Annotated in this window: 19 protein-coding genes and 2 pseudogenes; 13 read left to right on the forward strand and 8 right to left on the reverse strand. The window is 56.8% G+C overall.

Annotated elements, in window-relative coordinates; translation table 11 throughout:
- Positions 1–492: 492 nt before the first annotated feature.
- A pseudogene (locus tag GS614_RS18360) lies at positions 493–611 on the forward strand (IS5/IS1182 family transposase); the annotation flags it as partial.
- A gap of 30 nt (positions 612–641) precedes the next feature.
- Here GS614_RS18360 and GS614_RS18365 read toward each other — a convergent pair.
- A complete protein-coding gene (locus tag GS614_RS18365; protein WP_171119097.1) occupies positions 642–1,925 on the reverse strand; it encodes a cytochrome-c peroxidase in 1,284 nt (427 codons plus the stop codon).
- 3 nt (positions 1,926–1,928) lie between these two features.
- Between GS614_RS18365 and GS614_RS18370 the strand changes: the two genes are divergently transcribed.
- Complete coding sequence (locus GS614_RS18370) at positions 1,929–2,399, forward strand: tetratricopeptide repeat protein (RefSeq protein ID WP_171727010.1); 471 nt, start codon at positions 1,929–1,931, stop codon at positions 2,397–2,399.
- Positions 2,400–2,429: 30 nt separating this feature from the next.
- Here the strand turns inward: GS614_RS18370 and dctP are convergent, their stop codons facing one another.
- From dctP to GS614_RS18400, 6 genes are read right to left on the reverse strand one after another with little or no spacing between them, the layout of a single operon-like run.
- Positions 2,430–3,491 (reverse strand): TRAP transporter substrate-binding protein DctP, encoded by a 1,062-nt coding sequence (dctP, locus tag GS614_RS18375; protein WP_152460164.1) that lies wholly within the window; start codon positions 3,489–3,491, stop codon positions 2,430–2,432.
- A 24-nt stretch (positions 3,492–3,515) separates the two neighbouring features.
- Positions 3,516–4,805 carry a TRAP transporter large permease gene (locus GS614_RS18380; RefSeq protein WP_170345268.1) on the reverse strand — a complete coding sequence of 430 codons (1,290 nt, stop codon included), beginning with the start codon at positions 4,803–4,805 and terminating at the stop codon, positions 3,516–3,518.
- Complete coding sequence (locus GS614_RS18385) at positions 4,806–5,393, reverse strand: TRAP transporter small permease subunit (protein ID WP_171727011.1); 588 nt, start codon at positions 5,391–5,393, stop codon at positions 4,806–4,808.
- Between the two features lie 53 nt (positions 5,394–5,446).
- The gene (locus GS614_RS18390; protein WP_171727012.1) at positions 5,447–5,965 is read right to left on the reverse strand and encodes a flavin reductase family protein; all 519 of its coding nucleotides are present in this window, start codon (positions 5,963–5,965) and stop codon (positions 5,447–5,449) included.
- Positions 5,962–6,852 carry an aldo/keto reductase family oxidoreductase gene (locus GS614_RS18395; RefSeq protein ID WP_171727013.1) on the reverse strand — a complete coding sequence of 297 codons (891 nt, stop codon included), beginning with the start codon at positions 6,850–6,852 and terminating at the stop codon, positions 5,962–5,964. Before GS614_RS18395 ends, GS614_RS18390 begins: the two co-directional genes overlap by 4 nt.
- On the reverse strand, positions 6,852–8,006 hold the full coding sequence (locus GS614_RS18400; RefSeq protein ID WP_171727014.1) for an LLM class flavin-dependent oxidoreductase: 1,155 nt from the start codon (positions 8,004–8,006) through the stop codon (positions 6,852–6,854). Before GS614_RS18400 ends, GS614_RS18395 begins: the two co-directional genes overlap by 1 nt.
- A gap of 105 nt (positions 8,007–8,111) precedes the next feature.
- Between GS614_RS18400 and GS614_RS18405 the strand changes: the two genes are divergently transcribed.
- The 3 genes from GS614_RS18405 to GS614_RS18415 all read left to right on the forward strand — a co-directional run bounded on the left by GS614_RS18405 (position 8,112) and on the right by GS614_RS18415 (position 11,358).
- A complete protein-coding gene (locus tag GS614_RS18405; RefSeq protein WP_171727015.1) occupies positions 8,112–8,822 on the forward strand; it encodes a UTRA domain-containing protein in 711 nt (236 codons plus the stop codon).
- A 12-nt stretch (positions 8,823–8,834) separates the two neighbouring features.
- On the forward strand, positions 8,835–9,932 hold the full coding sequence (locus GS614_RS18410; protein ID WP_171727016.1) for a Gfo/Idh/MocA family protein: 1,098 nt from the start codon (positions 8,835–8,837) through the stop codon (positions 9,930–9,932).
- A 343-nt stretch (positions 9,933–10,275) separates the two neighbouring features.
- Positions 10,276–11,358 carry a hypothetical protein gene (locus GS614_RS18415; protein ID WP_216601204.1) on the forward strand — a complete coding sequence of 361 codons (1,083 nt, stop codon included), beginning with the start codon at positions 10,276–10,278 and terminating at the stop codon, positions 11,356–11,358.
- Between the two features lie 117 nt (positions 11,359–11,475).
- On the opposite strand, the pseudogene GS614_RS22490 reads toward GS614_RS18415, so the two are convergent.
- Positions 11,476–12,091, reverse strand: a pseudogene (locus GS614_RS22490) (hypothetical protein).
- A gap of 235 nt (positions 12,092–12,326) precedes the next feature.
- On the opposite strand from GS614_RS22490, the gene GS614_RS18420 reads away from it, so the two are divergent.
- The 8 genes from GS614_RS18420 to GS614_RS18455 all read left to right on the forward strand — a co-directional run bounded on the left by GS614_RS18420 (position 12,327) and on the right by GS614_RS18455 (position 21,174).
- On the forward strand, positions 12,327–13,436 hold the full coding sequence (locus GS614_RS18420) for a GlxA family transcriptional regulator (RefSeq protein ID WP_253285436.1): 1,110 nt from the start codon (positions 12,327–12,329) through the stop codon (positions 13,434–13,436).
- An 82-nt stretch (positions 13,437–13,518) separates the two neighbouring features.
- The gene (locus GS614_RS18425; RefSeq protein ID WP_171727019.1) at positions 13,519–14,658 is read left to right on the forward strand and encodes an SRPBCC family protein; all 1,140 of its coding nucleotides are present in this window, start codon (positions 13,519–13,521) and stop codon (positions 14,656–14,658) included.
- Positions 14,655–16,184 (forward strand): choline-sulfatase, encoded by a 1,530-nt coding sequence (gene betC, locus GS614_RS18430; protein ID WP_171727020.1) that lies wholly within the window; start codon positions 14,655–14,657, stop codon positions 16,182–16,184. Before GS614_RS18425 ends, betC begins: the two co-directional genes overlap by 4 nt.
- On the forward strand, positions 16,184–16,981 hold the full coding sequence (locus tag GS614_RS18435) for an SDR family NAD(P)-dependent oxidoreductase (protein WP_152460175.1): 798 nt from the start codon (positions 16,184–16,186) through the stop codon (positions 16,979–16,981). Before betC ends, GS614_RS18435 begins: the two co-directional genes overlap by 1 nt.
- Before the next feature lie 148 nt (positions 16,982–17,129).
- The gene (locus tag GS614_RS18440) at positions 17,130–18,062 is read left to right on the forward strand and encodes a 3-keto-5-aminohexanoate cleavage protein (RefSeq protein WP_171727021.1); all 933 of its coding nucleotides are present in this window, start codon (positions 17,130–17,132) and stop codon (positions 18,060–18,062) included.
- A gap of 15 nt (positions 18,063–18,077) precedes the next feature.
- A complete protein-coding gene (locus GS614_RS18445) occupies positions 18,078–19,496 on the forward strand; it encodes an aminobutyraldehyde dehydrogenase (protein WP_171727022.1) in 1,419 nt (472 codons plus the stop codon).
- Positions 19,496–20,230 carry an SDR family NAD(P)-dependent oxidoreductase gene (locus GS614_RS18450; protein ID WP_171727023.1) on the forward strand — a complete coding sequence of 245 codons (735 nt, stop codon included), beginning with the start codon at positions 19,496–19,498 and terminating at the stop codon, positions 20,228–20,230. Before GS614_RS18445 ends, GS614_RS18450 begins: the two co-directional genes overlap by 1 nt.
- The gene (locus tag GS614_RS18455; RefSeq protein ID WP_152460179.1) at positions 20,230–21,174 is read left to right on the forward strand and encodes a 3-hydroxyacyl-CoA dehydrogenase NAD-binding domain-containing protein; all 945 of its coding nucleotides are present in this window, start codon (positions 20,230–20,232) and stop codon (positions 21,172–21,174) included. The genes GS614_RS18450 and GS614_RS18455 overlap by 1 nt, the downstream gene beginning before the upstream one ends.
- Positions 21,175–21,216 lie beyond the last annotated feature (42 nt).

Genomic DNA, 21,216 nt, shown 5'->3' on the forward strand with positions numbered 1-21,216 from the left:
TTTGTTGCCCAAATTTTTTTGTGGGCGACAATGAGTTGTCAAGATGGGTGAAGTGGCCGCGGCATAATCAAGGGTGATAATAAATATATATAAAAATCAATGCTTTAAATTTTGGGAGCTGCCGATTATGGGTTATTTATGCCCGACGGAACAGAAAACCAGCAACAGTCTGCAATTTAACCTGCTCAAACTGCAACTTTGACCACCAGAACTTTGCCATCGCGTTTCGAGGCGCTGGCTTTTTTTGATTTGGATTGTGTAGAGAGAGTTGTCAGCGCTTTAGCACGCTCCCGATAAAGTTGGCGGGTGCCAAACCGCATTGGTCCGCTTGGACCAATCAAAGCTTCGTTAGCCTGATTGTGGTCTTCTAGCCATGCAGTGAAATAAAGCAGGTGCCAAATTGAGAATGCCCACGAAGATTGCAGAGAGTATTTGTTTGTAGGCGATTGATAACTTTCAGAGATGGGCGGGGCCAGATGAGGCTATCCAGCCGAGAAATGCTTCAACAAGTTGAAGAATGCCAGCCGAGTTGCAACTCGCTGCGACGTGCCCGCCGAAAGCTCTTCGGCTTCGTCGATATCGCATCAACCCGTCTCTGGCTCAGCCATTAGTCAACATGACCTAATTGATGAGAGGGATGGCTAAGGAGTAAACCCTTTCGGCACACCGAATATCGGCGAGTCCACGCTGCGACCTGTCAACGAATGCAGAAAAGCAATCAGGTTTTCTATTTCCAATTCCGCAAGCTGGATCGGATCAATATCAATTTTCTTGCGTTGACGTGCCATTTCATATTGGTCCTGCCAAACTAGGAAATCCGTTTTTTGCAACCATGGCACGTGGGGTAAGGCAGCCATTTGTGGGGTCCATTTGTCCAGGCTGGCCTGCGGATCCAAATGATGGCGAATGACGCTTTCAAGATCGGGGAAGGCGCCATTGTGACCGTACGGTGCGGTCAGGGCAACGTTACGGAGCATCGGGGTGCGGAACCTGTAGGCATCCTCAAGGCGGTTGCTTTCACCCATGCGGCCGACATCCCGGACGAAGGGATCCCACTGCCGGGTGCGACCCGGCCCAAAGGGTGGCAAGCCCAGTGCATGGAACTTCTGATCTGACATGAGCGGTCCGCTGTGGCAGGCGGAGCAGCGGGCTTTGCCGTAGAACAGCCTCATCCCCTCGATTTGCGCCGGTGAAAGGGCATTCATGTCGCCCGCAAGATAGTGGTCAAACGGGCTGTCGGTGCTGCGCCACTCGATCGCCATGAAAGCGGCCAGAGCGTTGGCGACTTGCGTGATCGTGATGTCCTCGGTCGTCTCGACCTCAGCAAAGGCGGCGACTATGGCTGGACCATAGCGCGGATCGGTGCGGACGCGTTTCGCCAGAATGAGCCAGCCCTTGTCGATGCGATCATGCACCGCGCCTGTGACTTCATTTTCGGCCACATTGCCCGCCATCTCGAATTGTGAGGTCAGGGGAAACAGAGCCTGTGCCGCCAGCAGGGAGTTCAGGCCCTCGGGCAGCCACTCCTGCGCCGGGGAATTGAAGCCGTTGCCGTAGACGTCGGAAATGCTCAGCCTGCCGTCGTGAAAGACGGTGTGTATGTCCTTGGCCCCAAGATTCCACAGGCCCGGAGAGTTGCGAGGGATGCGTTTGCGTATTCTGTCGGCCCCGGTGCCGGGTGTGCGGTCCGGCCCCAACCCCTGCCCGCCTTCTCCTATGCCCAGAGACAACCCGTCCGAAGTGCCGAAATCCGGGTGGTGACAATGGGCGCAGGCGTTGTTGCGGTTGCCTGACAGGATCGGGTCGTAAAACAGTTGATGACCGATGGCGGCCTGTTCCATATCAAAGGGGATAAAGTCATCATCGGTCAGCGGGCGCGGCAAATCCTGTGCCACAGCGGCCCCGACCCAGAAGAAGGCAACCATCCCATGCGCCAGCTTGTTCTTGCCCTTTGCGTATTTGCGTCTCCGGCTCTGGCTGAACTGGAACAAGCCCGCGATATGATGGAAGCCGGTCAGTTTGCAGCCGCGCGCGAGGCACTTCTTCCAGCCGCTCGCTCGGGCAACGCCGAGGCTGAAGAGCTGATCGGCGTGATGTACGGGTTGGGTTTGGGGGTCGAGCAGGATTACGAACGGGCCTTTGAATGGTATCTGCGCGCCTCGATGAAGGGGCATCCGGGGGCGCAATCGGGCGTTGGCTGGTATTATGAATTGGGCCTGGGCATGCCCGCGCCCGATCTGGTGCGCGCGTATATGTGGTACACGCTCAGCGCCATTGGCGGCGACCCCGACGCGGCGATCAGCCTTGAGGAGGTGGTCAAAAAAATGTCGCCGGAGCAGATCGAAAAGGCGCATGTTCTGGTCAACGACTACAAAGGGTGGATGTACCCGTTTCGGTGAGGGCCAGGCCGCAAAGCCCGGCCCAACAGTTCACTTCAGATCCGCATCACGAGCGGCGTTGACGTCCGCTTCAGCCGCCGCGACCGCTTCGGTCAGTGCAGCAAAGATTTCATCGCCACGCGCAACGTTGGACTGGAACCAATCATACACTGGCGTTGCGGCCTCTTTGAACGCAGCCTTCTGGTCGGGTGTCAGCACATAGAGGTCTCCGCCACCGGCGACGAAATCCTCATAGGCTTGGATCGACTTGCGCTTGGGGGAGGCGAAAGTGGCCTGTTGCAACGCATAGAATCCGTCGACCACGACGCGGCGCAGATCCTCGGGCATCTCCTGGAACTTGGCGTTGTTCATCCACCACAGTGCGCCCATATAGGCATGGCCGTCCAGCGTTACATATTGCAGGCCCGCATCCGGGAATTTCATACCCATGATGTCGGTGATGCCGTTCTTAGATCCTTCAACGACACCGGTCTGGAAGCTGGTGAACAGTTCCGGCCATGGGATCGGGGTAGGCGACGCACCCAGCGCCTTGACCAGTTCCTGCGGCAGGTCGGCGACGACGGTGCGGATTTTCAGACCTTCCATATCCGCAGGCTCGGCAATGCGGCGCTGGGTGTTGGCAAAGTTGCGCCAGCCGCCGGTGTTGCCGATGGTCATCAGACGGATCGCGCCGCCCGAGTCCTCAAGCGCCATGTCACGCATGGTACGGGTGAAGTCGCCCGACAGGACATGCTCGGCAATGCGGTCATCGGCCATCAGATAGGGCAGGTCCAGAACCTGCACGTAGGGAAAGATGCCTGAGGCACCGCCCGAGGTCGAGATGTAGATGTCGATGGTGCCGTCTGCCACGCCCTGCAAACATTCGGCCCCGTTCGAGCAGAGCTGTGTGCCGATGAACAGTTCGACCTCGATCGCGCCGTTCGAGGCAGATTCGACATAGTTCTTGAAGACGATCAGCCCATCATAATCCTCATCGTTTTCGTTCGAATTTGCGGTTGCGCGCAGCGTATAATCGGCGGCTGTCGCAGCCATGGCGGACGCCGCCACCAGCGATGTGGCCACCGCTGCGGTTTTGATGAATTCTCTGAGCATGCGTTTCCTCCCTGTGAAACTCAGTTAGTTGGCAAATCCCGTTATCCTCGGGATCGTCATGGAAAGTGCGGGTATGTAGGTGATCAAGAAAATCACGATGATTTCGACCGCCAGGAACGGCAGGATCGCCTTGGCGATGGTTTCAACCCGTTCGCGCGATACGGCGGCAGCCACGAATAGCACCAAGCCCATTGGCGGGGTGGCGAGGCCGACGGTCAGGTTGACGCTCATGATGATGGCGAAATGGATCGGGTCGACGCCGAGGCTGGTGAAGATCGGGCCAAGGATTGGTCCAAGGATGATGATCGCGGGGCCTGCGTCCAGGAACATGCCGACGATGAACAGTAGCAGGTTGATCAGGAACAGAAGGATCAGCGGGTTTTCCGACAGGCTGAGGATCAGCGAGGCCAGTTGTTCCGGCGCATGGCTGAGGCTGACAACCGTCTTGAACGCCATTGCCGCGCCGACCAGCAGAAGAACAACGGCTGAGGTCATGCCTGCGTTGCTGAGCACCTCGGGAACTTCTTTCCATGTCAGTGTGCGCAGGACGAAGAAACCGATGATGAAGGCATAGCCCACAGCGACTGCCGCAGCCTCGGTCGGTGTAAAGATACCACCCAGAATACCGCCCAGAATGATGACCGGTGTCAAAAGTGGGAAGAAGGCCTTCAAACTGGCCTGACGCCTCTCGGACCATGTGTATTTGCGGCTGGCGACGGGGAAGTCGTAGCGGTCGGCCATCAGTTTGATCATCAGCATCAGACCGACACCGACCATCACGCCCGGAACGATACCCGCAAGGAACAACGCGGCCACGCTTTCGCCCATCACATAGGCATAGATGATCATGATGCCCGAGGGCGGAATGATCGGCCCGATCACCGAACTCGCCGCCGTGATCGCGGCGGCGAATTTGCGGGTATAGCCCTGTTTCTCCATCGCCGGGATCAGCATCGACCCTAGCGCCGAGGTGTCCGCCACGGCGGACCCCGACAGGCCCGCGAACAGGATCGAACTCAGCACGTTCACATGCGCCAGACCACCGCGCAGATGGCCCATCAGAGCTTGGGAAAACTCGACAAGGCGGATGGTTATGCCGCCTCGGTTCATGAGCTCTCCGGCCAGCATGAAGAAGGGGATCGCCATCAGAGGGAAGCTGTCCATGCCGTTATAGACATTGCGATACAGCAACGTGATGTCGTTTGTCTGGCCGTTCAGCCACAGCAGGATTCCGGGCGCCGCGAGCAAAGCGAAAAAGACCGGCAGGCCGATCAGCAGGAAAATCAGGAAGGTGGGCAGGAACCAGATCAGCATTTATTCGGCCCCCACTGCCGCATCGGGAATTTCGGGCAACAGGTGGCCGCCGCCCAGCAGAATAATGAAGGATCTCAGGATCAGCTCGATATTCACCGAGATCAGCAGGATGATCCCCACCAGCAGCGATGCCATCATCCAACTGCGCGGAATGCGATACCATTCGTCGAACCCGAAAGAGGTGGGCAGATACAGCGCGGCGGTGGCGAATTTGCCGCCAAAGCCGGTAACCTCGGACCAGCCGATGTTGACCGCGACCAGCAGGACGACGAGCGCGATCAAAAGCAGGAACAGATTCAGCGTTTGACCGATGATACGGGGAAGGAAGCGTTCCAGCATGTCTATGGCCACAAAGCCGCCGCGCCGAAAGGCGGTGGGCGCCATAAGACCGGTCATCCACAACATGCAGAACCGCGCGGCCTCATCCGGCCACGGCAGGGCATTGCCCAGAACGTATCGGAAGAACACCTGGATCAGGATTGCGATCACCATGAGCGCAATCGCAACAACACCAACCGCGCGGCCCAGACGCAGCACGGTTTCGTTCACGAATGCAATCGGCGCAAGCACCGATGCCAGTCCGCCCATGCGGATCCTCCCTTGTTCAGCCGCGGGTGTCCCCCGTGGTCATCAAATCGCGCTTAGGCTTTCGCGAATTGGCCGAGTTTCCCGGCATAAAAGGTCAGCGCGTCGCCATCCGACATGCTGGCCCGAAGAACTTTTCCAACTACAATAACGTGATCGCCTGCATCGTGATACGCGTGCTGTTCGCATTCGAATCGCGCCAGGCAGTCCGCCAACACCGGTGTCCCGTTCTCACAGCGCTCGTGGCGGATGTCCCGCAGTGCAAAGGCGTCTTTCGAGCAGCCGAAACACAGCTCGGCCTGTTCCGCGGACAGCACGTGGACGCTGAAATGGCGCGCCTTGTGGAAATAGGGGAAGCGGCGCGAGTTGCGGTCTCCGGCCCACATGATCAGCGGTGGGTCGAGCGATAGGGACGAAAAGCTATTCGCGGTGATGCAGACCGGCCCGTCCGCGCTGTCGCAAGTCACGATCGTGACGCCGGTTGCAAAGCGGCCGAAGGCGTCGCGCAGGGTGCGTGTGTCGTCCTTATGCGGAATGAAGGTGCGGGTCATGTCCTTTGAGATTGCGTTCATCATGGTACCTCATGCCCCAGTGCCGCCTCGTACAGGCGGAACCAGCTTTCGCGATCCAGTTTGACTTTCAATGCGTCCGAGGCGCGTTTGATCCGGTCCAGATTGTTGGTGCCCAGAACCGGCAGGATGTTGGCCGGGTGGGCCAGCAGGAACGCCACTGCGACGGCCGCGCGATCCACGCCGAACCTGGCTGCGATTTCGTCGGCGACGACCCCAACCGGTGGGTTTCCGGCCATCAACAGGCCTCCACCCAGCGGCGACCATGCCATCACCGGATGGCCATGCTGTTGGTGAAACGCCAGGTCCCCGTTGGTGAAGGGGCTGATCTCACCCAGAGAAATTTCGATCTGGTTGGTGACCAACTGCGTTTTCATCGCCGATTGCAGCAACGACCAATCCCACGGGCGGAAGTTTGACACACCCACCGCACCGACCTTTCCACTGGCGACGACCTCATCCAGGGCGGCTCCGGTTTCATGGTGGTCCATCATGGGGTCCGGGCGGTGGATCAACAGCAGATCGATGTGGTCAATCGCCATTTCCGACAGCGACGTCTCGACCGATTTCAGAATGTGGGCGCGCGAGGTGTCGTAGTATTTTACCTTCGCATCCGCGTAACGGCCAACCGGCGCGACGATGTCGCATTTGGTGACGATCTCCATCTTCTGACGCAGGTTTGGATTGGCGCGCAGGGCGGCACCCAGCACGGCCTCGGCCTTGTAGCCGCCATAGATGTCGGCCTGATCGAAGGTGGTGATACCCTGATCCAGACAGGTCTGAATCTTGGCCTCGACATGGCCCGCGGACGTGTCACTGTCATCGCCCAACCGCCACATGCCATAGACAAGGCGGCTCATCTCCAGCGAGTCAGATAGTTTCACACGTTGCATCAGCGGCGTTCTCCTTTGCCCAGCGGTGTGGCCGGGGTCGATTTGGGAACCCTTCCGTAAGCTTCGGGAAGGGAACAGGTTTTCAAATTCGGCAACACGCGGGCGCCGAAATGGCGGGCTTCGTCCAGATGCGGGTAGCCCGAGAAGATGAAAGCGCGGATGCCCATCTTCTGGTATTCCTCGATCTTCGACATAACCTGATCGGTCGATCCGACCAGCGCCGCCCCACAGCCCGAACGCGCGCGGCCAACACCGGTCCAGAGACCGGGTTCGACATAGCCGTATTCATCCGCCAGATCGCGGTTCCTGGCCTGATGCGCCACCCCCAGAGAGGTCGAATCCAGCGCCCGTTCGCGGATGGCGCGACCGTATTCGTCGTCCAGCTTCGAGACGATGTAATCCGCGTATTCCTGTGCCTCAGCCTCGGTATCGCGAACGATCATATGGACACGCAACCCGTAATCCAGCGTGCGGTCGTAGTTTTCAGCGACGGCGTGAACGGCCTTCATCCGTTCGGCCAGTTGATCCTTGGTTTCAGGCCACATCAGGTAGACGTCACAATGCTCGCCGCACAGATCCAAAGCAGAGGGAGAATAGCCGCCGAAATAAAGCAGCGGCCCGCCGGTCTGATATGGCTTGGCCGGGTCGGTGGTCAGGCCCGAGAAGTTATAGACCTCGCCTGCATGATTGATCTCATCCTGCGTCCAGGCTTGTTTCAGAATCTCCACCACTTCGCGCGAGCGCTGATAGCGGAACGCGCTGTCGGCCTTCTCACCGGGAAAGTCGGATGAGATGATGTTGACCGTCAACCGCCCCTTCAGCATGTGATCCAGCGTTGCGATGGTGCGGGCCAGCATGATCGGTTGCATCTCGCCACAGCGCACGGCGGCCAGCAGGTTGATCCGCTCGGTGATCGGAGCGCAGCCGGCGACAAAGCTCAGCGTGTCTTGACCGACCTGATAGGAGGACGGGCAGAGGATGTTGCGAAAACCCTGCGCTTCGGCCTCTTTCACAATGTTCGAGCAATGCTCCCAACTCGACCGCAGGGCACCGTCGGGAACGCCAAGGAACTGGTAATCATCGGAACACAGCGCAGCGAACCACGAAACTTCGGCCGCATCCAGATCGGGGGATGTGATGGGGACGATGCTCATTTGATTCACGCTCCGTACATCTTTGACTTTCCTCTTGCGTAGCAATCGCCTTGATGTAGATCAATAGTGTATCAATTTTTCCTGCGACCGAGTGAAGCGTCTGCTGTGCCTGCATCCAACCGAAACCCCAATGCCCTGCCGGTATATATTCAGATCGCGGAACTTCTGATCCGTGACATCGCGGCTGGTCGTCTTATTGACGGTGAACGATTGCCGCCCGAGCGCGAGATGGCCGCAGAGCTGAATGTCTCGGTTGGAACGCTGCGAAAATCGCTCTCAGAGCTGGAAAAAAAGGGGATGTTGGAGCGTATCCAGGGCTCGGGCAACTACATACGCGAGACCGGTACGCAAAACAGCGTCTATGCAATGTTCAGGCTGGAACTGCCGGAAGGGGGTGGCCTGCCTCGTGCGGATATCCTGTCGGTTGACCATCTGAAAAAGCCGGTCGATCTGCCGAAATTCGGTGCTTCTGACGCCTGTTCGCGTGTCCGGCGGATGCGCTACCTGAATGATACAATCATCGCCGTCGAAGAAATCTGGCTGGACGAATCAGCGGGCCTGATCGACCAGAGCCTGCTTTCCGACTCGCTCTATCGCTATTATCAGCGCCAGTTGGGCTTTTGGATCGCAAGAGCCGAAGACAGGGTTTCGGTCCGGCCCCTACCGGACTGGACGCCTTCTGACTTCACCAAGCCAGCAGGCCAAGCAGTCGGTTATATCGAGCGGTTCAGCTGGTCGGAAAGCGCCGAACCCGTTGAATTCTCAAAAACATGGTTCGACCCGGATCGGGCCAACTACGTCCAACGTCTGAAGTAAAAGGAATCGCACATGACCCGGACCATCAATTACGGGCTGATTGGATGCGGAATGATGGGGCAAGAGCACCTGCACAATATCGGATTGCTGGAAGGTACCAGTGTGTCTGCGATCTTTGAACCCGATCAAGAGATGGCAAAAGCCGCCAAGGCAATTGCGCCAACTGCAACCATGGTAGGTTCCGTGCAAGAGCTTCTGGCGGTAGAGGAACTGGACTGCGTCGTCATTGTCAGCCCGAACCATCTTCATGTGGACCAGATCTGCGAAATCGCTGAAACACGTCCTCTACCGCTTTTGGTTGAAAAGCCATTATTCACCAACCCGCAAGACGTGCCCCGACTCGAGCAGTTGCAGCGCGACTACCCCTGCCCGATTTGGGTTGCGATGGAATACCGGTACATGCCCCCTATCGCTGCTTTGATCGACAAGGCCGAGGCGACAGGTGGGGTGAAAATGCTGTCGATCCGCGAGCATCGTTTTCCCTTCCTCGACAAGGTCGGCCACTGGAACCGGTTCAACCGAAATACTGGTGGCACTTTTGTCGAGAAATGCTGCCACTTCTTCGACCTGATGCGTCTGGTATTGCAATCCGATCCGGTGCGCATCACGGCAAGCGGCGGGCAGGCGGTGAACCATCTGGACGAAAGTTACGACGGTCAAATCCCGGATATTCTGGATCACGGCTATGTTCTGGTCGACTTTGCTTCGGGTGCGCGCGCGATGTTGGAACTTTGCATGTTTGCCGGAGGCGCACGCTATCAAGAAGAAATATCGGCCGTCGGACCGGACGCCAAGATCGAGGCGTTTGTTCCCGGGCCCGGACGATTCTGGCCCGATCACTTGGGAGCCCCGCCATTGCCCCAGGTGATCCTGAGCCCGCGCAATCCCAAAGGTCCGGTATCAATGGACGTTCCGGTGGACGCCACCCTTTTGGCGGCTGGGGATCACAATGGATCGACCTACTATCAGCACAAAGGGTTCCTGTCCGTGCTTCGTGGCGAAAAGGCGAAACCGGATGTGAGTTTGAAGGACGGCCTCTGGGCTGTCAGGATGGGGCAAGCGGCACAACAGGCAATTGAAACCGGTGAAACGGTTTACTTGGCCGACTGATCGGGGCCGGAGTCCCGGGTGCGTTTTGCGATCGCTAAAAGACGCCTTAGACTGTTGCTGGCAATGTCTTTCATCGTATGACTAGGACCACGATCGCTTGATTGGTTTAAGAGGGTCAAGCTCGCTGTAACTTCAATCTGCAGCGCGCTGTGTTTATGCAGAACGCGGCGGTTCGGGAATGTCTGGTTTTTGCTTTTCTGTCGGGTCGAGCGCGTCACGGGGTTCTGAGCTTAGTCACTGTCGAAGATTCGCATTCTAAACTAAGTTGAGTTACAGATTATTGTGCCAACTCAAGTGCCGACAGGTAAAAAGGAACACATAAACTAAATAACATCAGTATCTTATGCGCTTAGTAACGAAACTTCTCTCACTGCTTTGTATTCTGGCCATCTTCTTGGTGACCTCAAGACCTTTGCAAGCTTGCTCAGTCTGCGTGACTTTGCCTGAGGCTTCGTCGGCTGATCACATTATTTCCGCGGACATTATCGTTCTGGCCGGTCCCACACCGGACAACCCGTTCCGGTTTTCTCCGGTTCACATTCTGAGAGGGACAGAACAGAAAATCTCAACGCTGCCGGAAATACCGTTTCTGATCGAAAGCAAGACCCGCGCAGCTTTCCGGTCCAATCCAGAAAAGACGGTTCTCTTCACCTATGGCGCAACCGACAAGGATGGTGCAGGGCGTAGCATTTCACGAAGCTGGAAGCGCTTATTCATGATGACGACAGACAGATCTCGCTTTGTTGAGGATTTAATAGCTGTTGGAGGATCGTGGGCGTACGGCGACAATGACGGCTCGGAGCGTGTTATGTTCTTTGCGGGCTATCTAAGCCACGAAGATCATGTGCTGAGAAACATCGCTATGGTTGAAATCTACCGTGCCCCATATGAATTTGTTCATCCACTGCGGAACACGGTGCCTACTGAGCAGCTCCTGCAAGAATTTCGTAGTCTGAACAGGATCAGTTACATACCCGTCGCGGTGCGTCTGCTTGGCTTGCAATCTGATGAACAGGCAGCCTCTGTTGTGCGTTCGCGATTTGAACAGGTTTTGAAAAGCAATGGTCAAAACCTTTATGAATGGGCTCTCGCAGGTATCGAAATCGACGGCGCCCTTGCAGTTACTGCGATTGAGCGAGCACTGCAGCGCCCCGGCTGGCAACCGCCCGAAAAGCAATCCCTGATCCGGGCTTTGACCGAAGGCGGCACGGTTTTGCCTGAACTTCGCGCTCAGATTATTGGCATTTTCGCGAGTGAACTCGAAAAGGACCGTAATCTAGCGCCGCGGATCGCAGTTGCCATGCGGAACTGGGGCGAGACCGCCCTGAATCACCAATTTCAAGCGCTTATCGTGAGGGGCGAAATTGATCCCGCGACACAATTTGTTCTCGGAACAATAATCGGCGCGGGGCAGGTCACCGATTGAAAGTGAGCTGTGCGCTGTTCTTTGGCACAAAAAATGCGAAATGGATCTCGATCGCCCGTTTTCAGAGTTTTTTTGGCGTTGGTCTCTTTGTAACGCAGGCTCTGGTTCGGTTTACGTTTAAGTAAAAGTGGCAGCGGCTTTGTTCTGAAACCTACGGTTTCTGATTGTTTGCTTCTTGATCTCCACTCTTATGTTCAGGATTTTGTCGTCTCGGCCATGATAGACGTCGGCGGGTGTCAAGTTGGCCGGGCTCTCGGGGTAACAGTAGTTGTTGTTGTGATCGACAAAGGTGCCGATCTGTCGCTCAAAACCTCCGGGTAGGAAGTAAATTTCCAAGAGAACCCAGTTCTTCTTAGTTTGGTACCAACGCTCGAACTGGAGTGGGGTTTGAGTGGGGTTTGTGTGTGGTGCGGCGCACCGTGCACGTGATCCGAGACAGTCCACCAGATCACCCGCGGCGTATGTCGAGCCGTTTTCGCTGAGCAGCCTTGGCTCGTGTGCGACCATGACGTGATCTCAGTCCGAGGCCTCAGGGGCAGTCACCTGCCGAGCGGTGTCGCCCGCAAGACGGGCTCTCCCGGCTTCCGGGAACTCCTTCGACCAGAATATAAAAGCTTTCGGTTATGCCCTCGCGGAGACACAGCGCCGCAATGCTATCCTCAGCGCGCAGACCGGCCGGGACAATACCGACATTCTATTCGGCCCAGTAATGTTTGCGGGTCTTGCGTTTGATGTTCCTGACTAGCTTTTAGTCTGCGTCTTTCTAGGTTCCAGATTTCTTGTTCATCTTGGCTTGCCAATAGGTTCAATGAACTCGAACTCCTCCGTTACACAGATACCCAAATCTACCAGGTGGGTGCTGAAGTCAGACAGCCGAAAATGGAAGATCCTTCGTCGCAGTTCGAGGCGAAAGATAAGCTTGAGTCGCTGCAATACACGTTGCGTTTCGCGGCTGAATCAGCCTTGAGTTGGTCGTCGATTTTACTTGTCTGGCCGCACTGTCTACGGTTGAGAAAGAACAGAAGGGAGTTGGCGACATGGTCCAGGGCGGCGGGCCGGACAGAACAACAGAACTGAGAATCGCTGTAACACCATTTTTCAACCTGGCGGCCACGATGTCATTTATCGATCCATTTCGTGCCGCCAACTATCTCGAGGGAACAACACTGTTCCGATGGCAACTTGTGTCCGAGGCGGGCGGAATGGTGACGGCCAGCAATGGCGTTGAAGTCAACACTGCCAGGTTCTCGGAGGCGGGAATGAACAAAGCGGACATGCTTTTCGTCTCGTCAAGTTGGGAGCCGGAGCGCCATGTTTCTGCAGCATTGCGCGCGAACCTCAGAAATGCCGCGAAACGTCAGGCAATCTTGGGCGGGCTAGATACAGGTGCCTTTATTCTGGCCCATGCCGGGTTGCTGGAAAACTATACGGCAACAGTCCATTACGAACATATAGATGCGTTTCAAGAATTGTTCCCCAAGACGGGCATCAGTGAAGCGCTTTGGGTTATTGATCGCCGTCGTGTGACTTGCAGTGGGGGCGCGGCTTCGCTCGATCTTGCCCTGCATCTGATCCAGCAGTCTCATGGTAGCGCTCTTGCAAATGCCGCTGCACGCTATGTGTTTGCCCCCCCGATACGCGCCCACGGGGCATTGCAGTACCCCGAGAATACCGAGCCTTTGGGCAACTCTGTTCCAACAAATGTGCGTGCCGCAATTCGAGTCATGGAGGCAAACCTTGAAACACCAATCTCAATTGCGGATGTTTGCAAGCATGTCGGGTTATCACATAGGCAACTTGATCGGCTCTTTGCGCAATGCGTGCGAAAAACGCCAGCACTTTACTACCGCGATATCCGCCTCGACCGGGCCCGCGGCCTTGTGACCCAAACTGCCCTGACCATGTCGGAGATTGCCTTTGCGAGCGGATTTTCAAGCCAGGTCCACTTTAGTCGGGCCTACAAGGACCGCTTCGGTCTCCCGCCGAGCAAGGATCGTGTGCAGGGACGCATTCCATTCGAGTTCCGAGCATGGCCAATGCACCGCGCACCAAAGCCTAAGGCGAAAAAAGTTAAGTAGTCGGCGATTCATGGTAAGTCTTGTGGTTTGATCCGCGAAATGCTGGTGCAGTGAGTTCCTGATTCCAGTCGTGAGGACAGCCATGACGCAGTTTCCAGATCAAAACGCGTTCGAAGCAATAAAGTCTGGCTTCGACCCAGATCCAAATCGTGCGCTTTCGTTGCGCAAAGAGGCTTACATTGACGCAAACTGGTTTGAGGTCGACCGTACGGAGATCCTTGCCAAGTCTTGGCAATGGGTTTGTCACGTCGAAAAGCTGCGTACGCCGGGGTCATACGTCGCCACACATATCGCGGGGCACCCAATCGCTGTCGTCAGGGATAGGGAAGGGGTCTTGCGCGCCTTCTACAACGTCTGCAAACACCGCGCCCATGAGCTGTTGAGTGGCGAAGGCGAGACGACCCGTATCATGTGTCCCTACCATGCTTGGGTCTACAAGCTTGACGGTCAACTTGTCCGCGCACCTGAAACAGACCACCTGGAGGCCTTCACGCCACGCGATATCTGCCTGGATGCTGTTCAAGTGGAAGAATTTGCCGGTTTCGTTTTCGTCAACCTCGACACGCAAGCTGCCTCGCTGTCGGATCAATCCGGAAATCTGGAGACCGAAATCCGCCACTGGGCCCCTGATATCGAACAACTCACCTTTGGGAAACGACTGACATACGATATCAAGTCGAACTGGAAGAATGTCGTCGACAATTTCCTTGAATGCTACCACTGCCCGACCGCCCACAAGGACTTTTGTGATCTTGTGGATATGGACACGTACAAAGTCACGACCTACGGTATTTATTCCAGCCACATGGCAGAAGCGGGGCAGAACGCCAATTCCGCCTACGACGTCTCCAACGCGACTGTAAAGACCCATGCGGTCTGGTGGCTGTGGCCCACAACTTGTCTGATGCGATACCCGGGCCGGTCCAGCATGATCGTGTTAAATGTCATTCCGGTCGGACCAGATCGCACGTTGGAGACCTATGACTTTTTTCTTGAGACGCCCGAGCCTGATCCGATGGAAATCGACGCGATGCGCTATCTGGATGAAGTGCTTCAGGTTGAAGACATCAATCTGGTCGAAAGTGTACAGCGAGGAATGAAAACGCCTGCCTTTACGCAAGGTCGAATCGTGTCGGACCCTTCAGGATCCGGCAAATCCGAACATGCCGTTCATCACTTCCACGGTCTGGTACTTGATGCTTACGCAATGGCCGCTCCATGACGCAGCCGAATATTGTTGTGGTGATGGCCGATCAGTTGGCACCACATTTCATTGGTGCTTATGGGCACAAGGGCGCCAAAACCCCGCACATGGACAAACTCGCGGCACGCGGGATGCGATTTGACGCCGCTTATTGCAACTCGCCGCTCTGTGCGCCGTCGCGATTTGCTTTCATGTCCGGGCAATATGTCAGCCGAATTGCGGCTTATGACAACGCGTCGGAATTCCGTGCAAGCGTGCCTACCTTTGCACACTACCTCAAGGCTCTGGGATATCGCACGTGCCTGTCAGGCAAGATGCACTTCGTCGGACCTGACCAGATGCATGGGTTTCAAGATCGGATTACGACCGATATCTATCCCGCCGATTTCGCTTGGACGCCGGACTGGGAAGCCCATGATGAGCGGATCGACAAGTGGTACCACAACATGCAGACCGTCAAGGAAAGCGGTGTGGCAATCGCGACATTCCAAACGGATTACGATGACGAGGTCGAGTTCGCAGCGCGCCGGTGGCTGATCGAGCGCGGACGGGATCACGCAGCCGGCGACGTCTCTCCGTTCTGCTTGGTGGCGAGTTTCATCCATCCTCACGATCCATATGTGGCGAAGCCAGAATTCTGGGATCTCTACGCCGATTATGAAATCGACTTGCCGCAAGGCCTCTCTCTGGAAGAGCACGACCCGTTCTCACGCCGTGTGATGGATGGGATCGAAGCCTCCACTGTGCCGCTTTCGGATGAAGAAATCCGCCGCGCACGTCGCGCCTATCTGGCAAATGTGAGCTATTTCGACAGTAAAGTCGGCGCAATCGTCAAGGCGCTGGAAAATACGGGTCAGATTGACAACACATTGATCATTGTGACCGCGGATCATGGAGACATGCTGGGTGAACGGGGTCTTTGGTACAAGATGACGTTCTTCGAACACTCTGCCCGTGTGCCCTTAATCTTCGCAGGCCCGGATGTGGCCGAAGGCACGGCGCCTCACGCGTGCTCTCTCGTCGACCTGCTTCCGACCTTCCTGGAGGTTGCCGGAGGGACACCCGACATGCTGGGCGAGCCAGTTGACGGTCGGTCCCTGATGCCCTTGACGCGTGGGGAGGATGCACCAGAGGACATTGCCATCGGCGAATACTGCGCAGAGATGACACCTTGGCCTGTCTTCATGATCCGGCGCGGGACACTGAAGTATATTCACTGCGATGTGGATCCACCGCAGCTCTATGACCTGTCTCGGGACCCGGATGAGCGTGTCAACTTGGCGGATGACCCGGCCTACAGTGATGCAGCCGCTGCCTTTGCATGCGAAGTCGCTGAGAGATGGGACAGCGAAAGGCTCCGGGCTGATGTTATGCGCACCCAGAAATCGAGGCGCGCGCTTCATGCCGCGATGGAGGCCGGGGCAAGCGAGCCATGGGATTACAACCCGCCGCGCGACGCCAGTCAGGAATATGTTCGCAATCACATGGATTGGACTGCGGCAGCCGCGCGCTACCGCTTTCCACCGATGGGGGAAACAAACTGATGGATATTCAAGACGGCAAGGTGGCCCTTGTGACGGGCGGACGGGGCGGCATCGGCCGTGCGATCGTGGATCGGCTGACCCGAGAAGGGGCCGTTGTCTACGCAGCCGATCTCAGTGAAAGCGGATCCGTGTCCAACCCAGCAGGGGCCGATAGCCATTTTCTCCGACTTGATGTCACCTCAGAACCCGAGGCCATTGCAGCTATGGAGAGGATAAAGACTGAGCACGGCAAACTCGATATTCTCGTGAACGCTGCGGGCATCGAGATCGAAAAAACAATTGAGGATACAAGCCTTGAAGAATGGAACCGCTCGTTTGCGGTGAACGTGACAGGCACATTCCTGACGTCCAAATATGCGCTACCTTTGATGCGCAAGGCGGCAAAGAGCGGCAGTTCTGCATCTGTCATTAACTTCGGATCATATGACGGTTTCATCGCAGATCCGGGACTGGCGGCATATTGTGCAACGAAAGGTGCGGTTCATGCCCTGACCCGCGCGATGGCCTGCGATCACGGGCCCGAAGGCATCCGGGTCAACGCGATTTGCCCTGGCTACATCGACACACCGATGCTGCAAAGCTTTTTCACCGGCGACGGCTCGGGTGGCGGCGGCAAGACGATTGACCAGCTTCAGCAAGCTGTGCGCGATGTGCACCCGATGCGCACTTATGGAACGCCAGACGATATCGCAAACCTCGTGAACTGGCTCGCCAGCGATGAGGCCCGATATGCAAGCGGACAGCTTTGGGTGCTGGATGGAGGCCTTAGCGCTCAAGTCCAGCAGATGCGGCTATGAAATGCGCCGTCAACCCCAGGAAGGTCGCCGACGAGGGTGCTTTACGGCCACGCTATGCGCTTGGTGAAACCCCCGAGGTTCACCTGATCTACCGACCCAAAGAGGTGCGTTACCATTTGCGCCGTGTTGTTTCGCAGGAGGCCCCGGAATGCCAAAATCCGTAATCATCACATGCGCACCGACCGGGGGCATCCACACCCCGACAATGAGCCCTCATCTGCCCATTACGCCAACCGAAATCGCAACGGCCAGTATAGAAGCCGCCGAGGCCGGTGCCTCCATTATCCATTTGCATGCCCGCCATCCCGAGACCGGCAAACCCGATCCCAGGCCAGAATTGTTCCAGCAATTTATGCCTGTCATCAAACAATCCACAGATGCCGTGATCAACGTTTCAACCGGCGGTGGGCTTGGCATGTCCATGGACGAACGCATGTTGGCGGCCACGACGACAAGCCCCGAAATGGCATCCCTCAATGTGGGGTCGCTGAATTTCGGAATCTTCCCGATGCTTCAGAAATACACCGAGTTTCAGCATGATTGGGAACGCCCTTTCCTCGAAATGACCGAGGATTTCATCTTTCCCAACACGTTCAGGACAATTCGCTACGCCATCGAAAAGCTTGGGGGTGAACATGGCACACGGTTCGAATTCGAGTGCTACGATCTTGGCCATCTCTACAATGTAAAATGGTTCGTTGATCAGGGTCTGATCAAGCCACCGTTTTTTATTCAGATGGTGTTCGGAATCCTCGGCGGTGTGGGCGCTGATCTCGACAACCTGATGCATATGCACACCATAGCCGACCGGCTGTTCGGGCCGGAGAATTACGAATGGTCGGTGCTGGCTGCGGGGCGCCATCAGATGCCAGTTGCGACTCAGGCGGCCCTGTTGGGGGGCAACCTTCGTGTGGGGCTCGAAGACAGCCTGTTCATCGGCAAGGGCGAACTGGCCACATCCAATGCCCAGCAGGTCCGGAAAATTCGAGACATCGTGGAAAACCTCGGGCTTGAGGTTGCAACACCTGCCGAAGCCAGAGAGCGGCTCGCGCTCAAGGGCGCGGACCGGGTGAATTTCTGATAGAAGGGAACGGGCATGCAAGGCAAATTGCTTATCAATGGGGAGATGGTGGAAGGGGAGGGTGAGGCCCTGGCCATTTTGAATCCCGCGACTGGAGAGAAGATTGGTCAGGTCGCAGAGGCAAGTTCGGACCAGGTAGAGGCCGCAGTAAGGTCATCTGAAGAGGCGTTCGAAACCTTCCGACATGTCCCGCCGGCCGAACGGGCCGTGCTGCTGATGCAAATCGCCGATATTATCGAAGCCAATCAGGATGAGTTGGCGGAGCTTGAAAGCCTTGATGTCGGCAAACCCTGGCCATCGGCACGCGATGATGAGTTCCCTCTTACCATCGACACATTCCGCTTCTTTGCAGGGGCGGCCCGGACCATGACGGGATCGGCCGCGGGCGAGTATGTCGTAGGCCACACAAGCATGATCCGCCGCGACCCGGTTGGCCCTGTGGCGGCGATTGCCCCTTGGAATTATCCGTTGATGATGGCCGCCTGGAAACTTGCAGCCCCTCTTGCAGCCGGCTGTACAGTTGTTCTGAAGCCTTCCGAGATCACACCTTTGTCCACGCTGCGGCTTGCTGAACTTTTGCAGGATGTCTTGCCCAAAGGGGTGCTGAATGTGATTCACGGGCGTGGTCCCACGATTGGGGATCAATTGATCAACAGCCCTCAAATGGAAGCGATCACCGTCACGGGGTCTCCGGCCACCGGCATGGCCGCCATGCGCGCCGCCAGCGAGCTAATCCGCCATGTGCATCTGGAACTGGGTGGCAAGGCCCCCGTCATTGTTTTTGATGATGCCGACCTGGACGCTGTGGCTGAAACGATCCGCTATGGGAGCTTTTTCAATGCCGGGCAGGATTGTGCGCAACCGTGCCGGATCCTGGTCCAGGACAGTGTGTATGAAAAATTCGCGGCCATGGTCGAAGCGCAAGTAAAAGAAATAAAAGTTGGCGCACCCAAGGCTGAAGGCACCGAAATGGGTCCGATGGTTTCCGCAGCTCAGCGCGACCGCGTTTCCGCCTTTGTCGACCGCGCACGTCCTGGATGCGAGATCGTCACAGGTGGCGCAAGCGGAGATGGAAACGGGTTCTTCTATCAACCGACGGTGTTAGCAAACGTCGATAATTCAGCAGAGATCGCAACGGATGAGGTCTTTGGGCCCGTTTTGACGCTTTCCCGTTTCTCGGACGCGGATCATGCCGTAAAGGTGGCGAATGCAGGTCGATACGGACTGGCATCTTCGGTCTGGACGACCGACGTGGGACGGGCGATGTCGATTACATCTCGCCTGCGCTACGGGTTCACATGGGTCAATACGCATGGTGTCGGCACACCTGAAATGCCTTGGGCCGCGATGAAAGGCTCCGGCACGGGCTGTGATATGAGCGTCTATGCGCTCGACGCCTATACGTCGATCCGTCATGTGATGGTGGCGCACTGATGCGGCTTGCGGGAAAAAAAGCGTTTGTTTCTGGCGGGCGCCAGGGAATTGGACGCGCCATCGTCGGTGCTTTCCTGAAGGAAGGCGCCGAGGTGGTGACCTGCGGGCGGGGTGGAGCCCCTGACGGCCTGCCCTGTGAATGGCACGATCTGGACGTCAGTGATCCGGTGAACGTCCAAATGGTAGCCGAGGCTGTGGGTGTGTTGGACATTCTCGTCAACAATGCCGGGGTCCAGGTGGAAAAGTCAGTGACGGAAAGCACCGACGCGGATTGGGATCTAGTGATCGGCGCCAACTGTCGAGGGGTGTTCAACTGCTGCCGTGCCTTTATTCCGACTATGAAATCCGGCGGGAGCATCATCAATATCGGCTCAATCTCTGGCAAGGTCGCGGACCCTTCGATGGCTCTCTACAATGCGTCCAAAGCTTTCGTGCATGGGCTCACGCGATCTATCGCCGTGGATCATGGCCCAAGCCTGCGGTGCAATGCGATTTGTCCGGGATGGATCAATACCGGCATGCTTGAGGCCGCGTTCGAACTTGCAAAGGATCCTGTCGCGGCAAGGCAAGACGCACTGGCCCGTCATCCCGTTCGTCGGTTTGGCGAGCCGGATGACATTGCATCCATGGCTGTCTGGCTCGCCTCTGACGAGGCAAGCTTCGCAACGGGTCAGTTCTTTACCGTCGACGGCGGCATGACGGCCGCGTCGCCACTCAACCCCGGAGTGTTCTGATGTCGGATATCTCACATACTGCAATTCTTGGTGCCGGCGTTATTGGTGCAAGCTGGGCTGCGCTGTTTCTCGCGGCTGGTCGATCAGTTACTGTTTACGACCCGGCACCAAACTCTGAAGAGCAAACCCGCGCTTTCATTGAAACAGCTTGGCCCACGCTTGAAGAACTCGGCCTGACCGACAGAGCCACTCCGAACGCATTGGCGTTTGCAGAAACAGCAGCATCTGCGGTCGATGGTGCAGACTTCGTGCAGGAGAATGTTCCAGAAAGAGAAGCGATCAAACACGCACTCTATTCTGAAGTCGAACCAGCCCTGAGCGAGGATGCGATCGTTTCCAGTTCCACATCAGGCATGACGCTGGAGGCTTTGCAAGCTGGCTGGCAAGATCCTGCGCCTTTCATCCTCGGACACCCGTTCAACCCGCCACATCTTATCCCGTTGGTGGAGCTCACTGCAAACGCGCAAACAGGTGATGGCGTTCTCGAACGAGCCGAAGCGTTTTATCACGACATAGGCAAGGTCACGATCCGCATCAGGAAAGGCTTGCCTGGCCATGTGGCGAACCGCCTTCAGGCAGCCGTCTGGCGCGAAGCGGTCCATATGGCTGTCGAGGGCGTTGCTTCGGTCGAAGACATTGACAAGGCCATGTGGGCGGGCCCCGGTCTGCGATGGGCGGCCATGGGGCCGACGATGTTGTTCAATCTAGGCGCGGGAGAGGGCGGTCTGCGCGCCTTTTGCGAACACTTCCGGGATACGTTTAACGGATGGTGGGACGGGTTGGGTCAGCCACACTTGAACGACGACGTTATCGAAACGTTGGTTCAGGGCATAAACGAAGAAGCAAACGGTCGATCCCCGCAGACACTCGCGGCCGAGCGAGATGCGCTAATTGTTGCCATGCAAAAATCCCTCAAAAGCATTCGACTAGAATCGAACACTTGAACGCTGCACATTCGTGACAGCGCATTGAGGAGGCACCACCGG

Source organism: Ruegeria sp. HKCCD6604 (assembly GCF_013110635.1).
GTDB lineage: Bacteria > Pseudomonadota > Alphaproteobacteria > Rhodobacterales > Rhodobacteraceae > Ruegeria.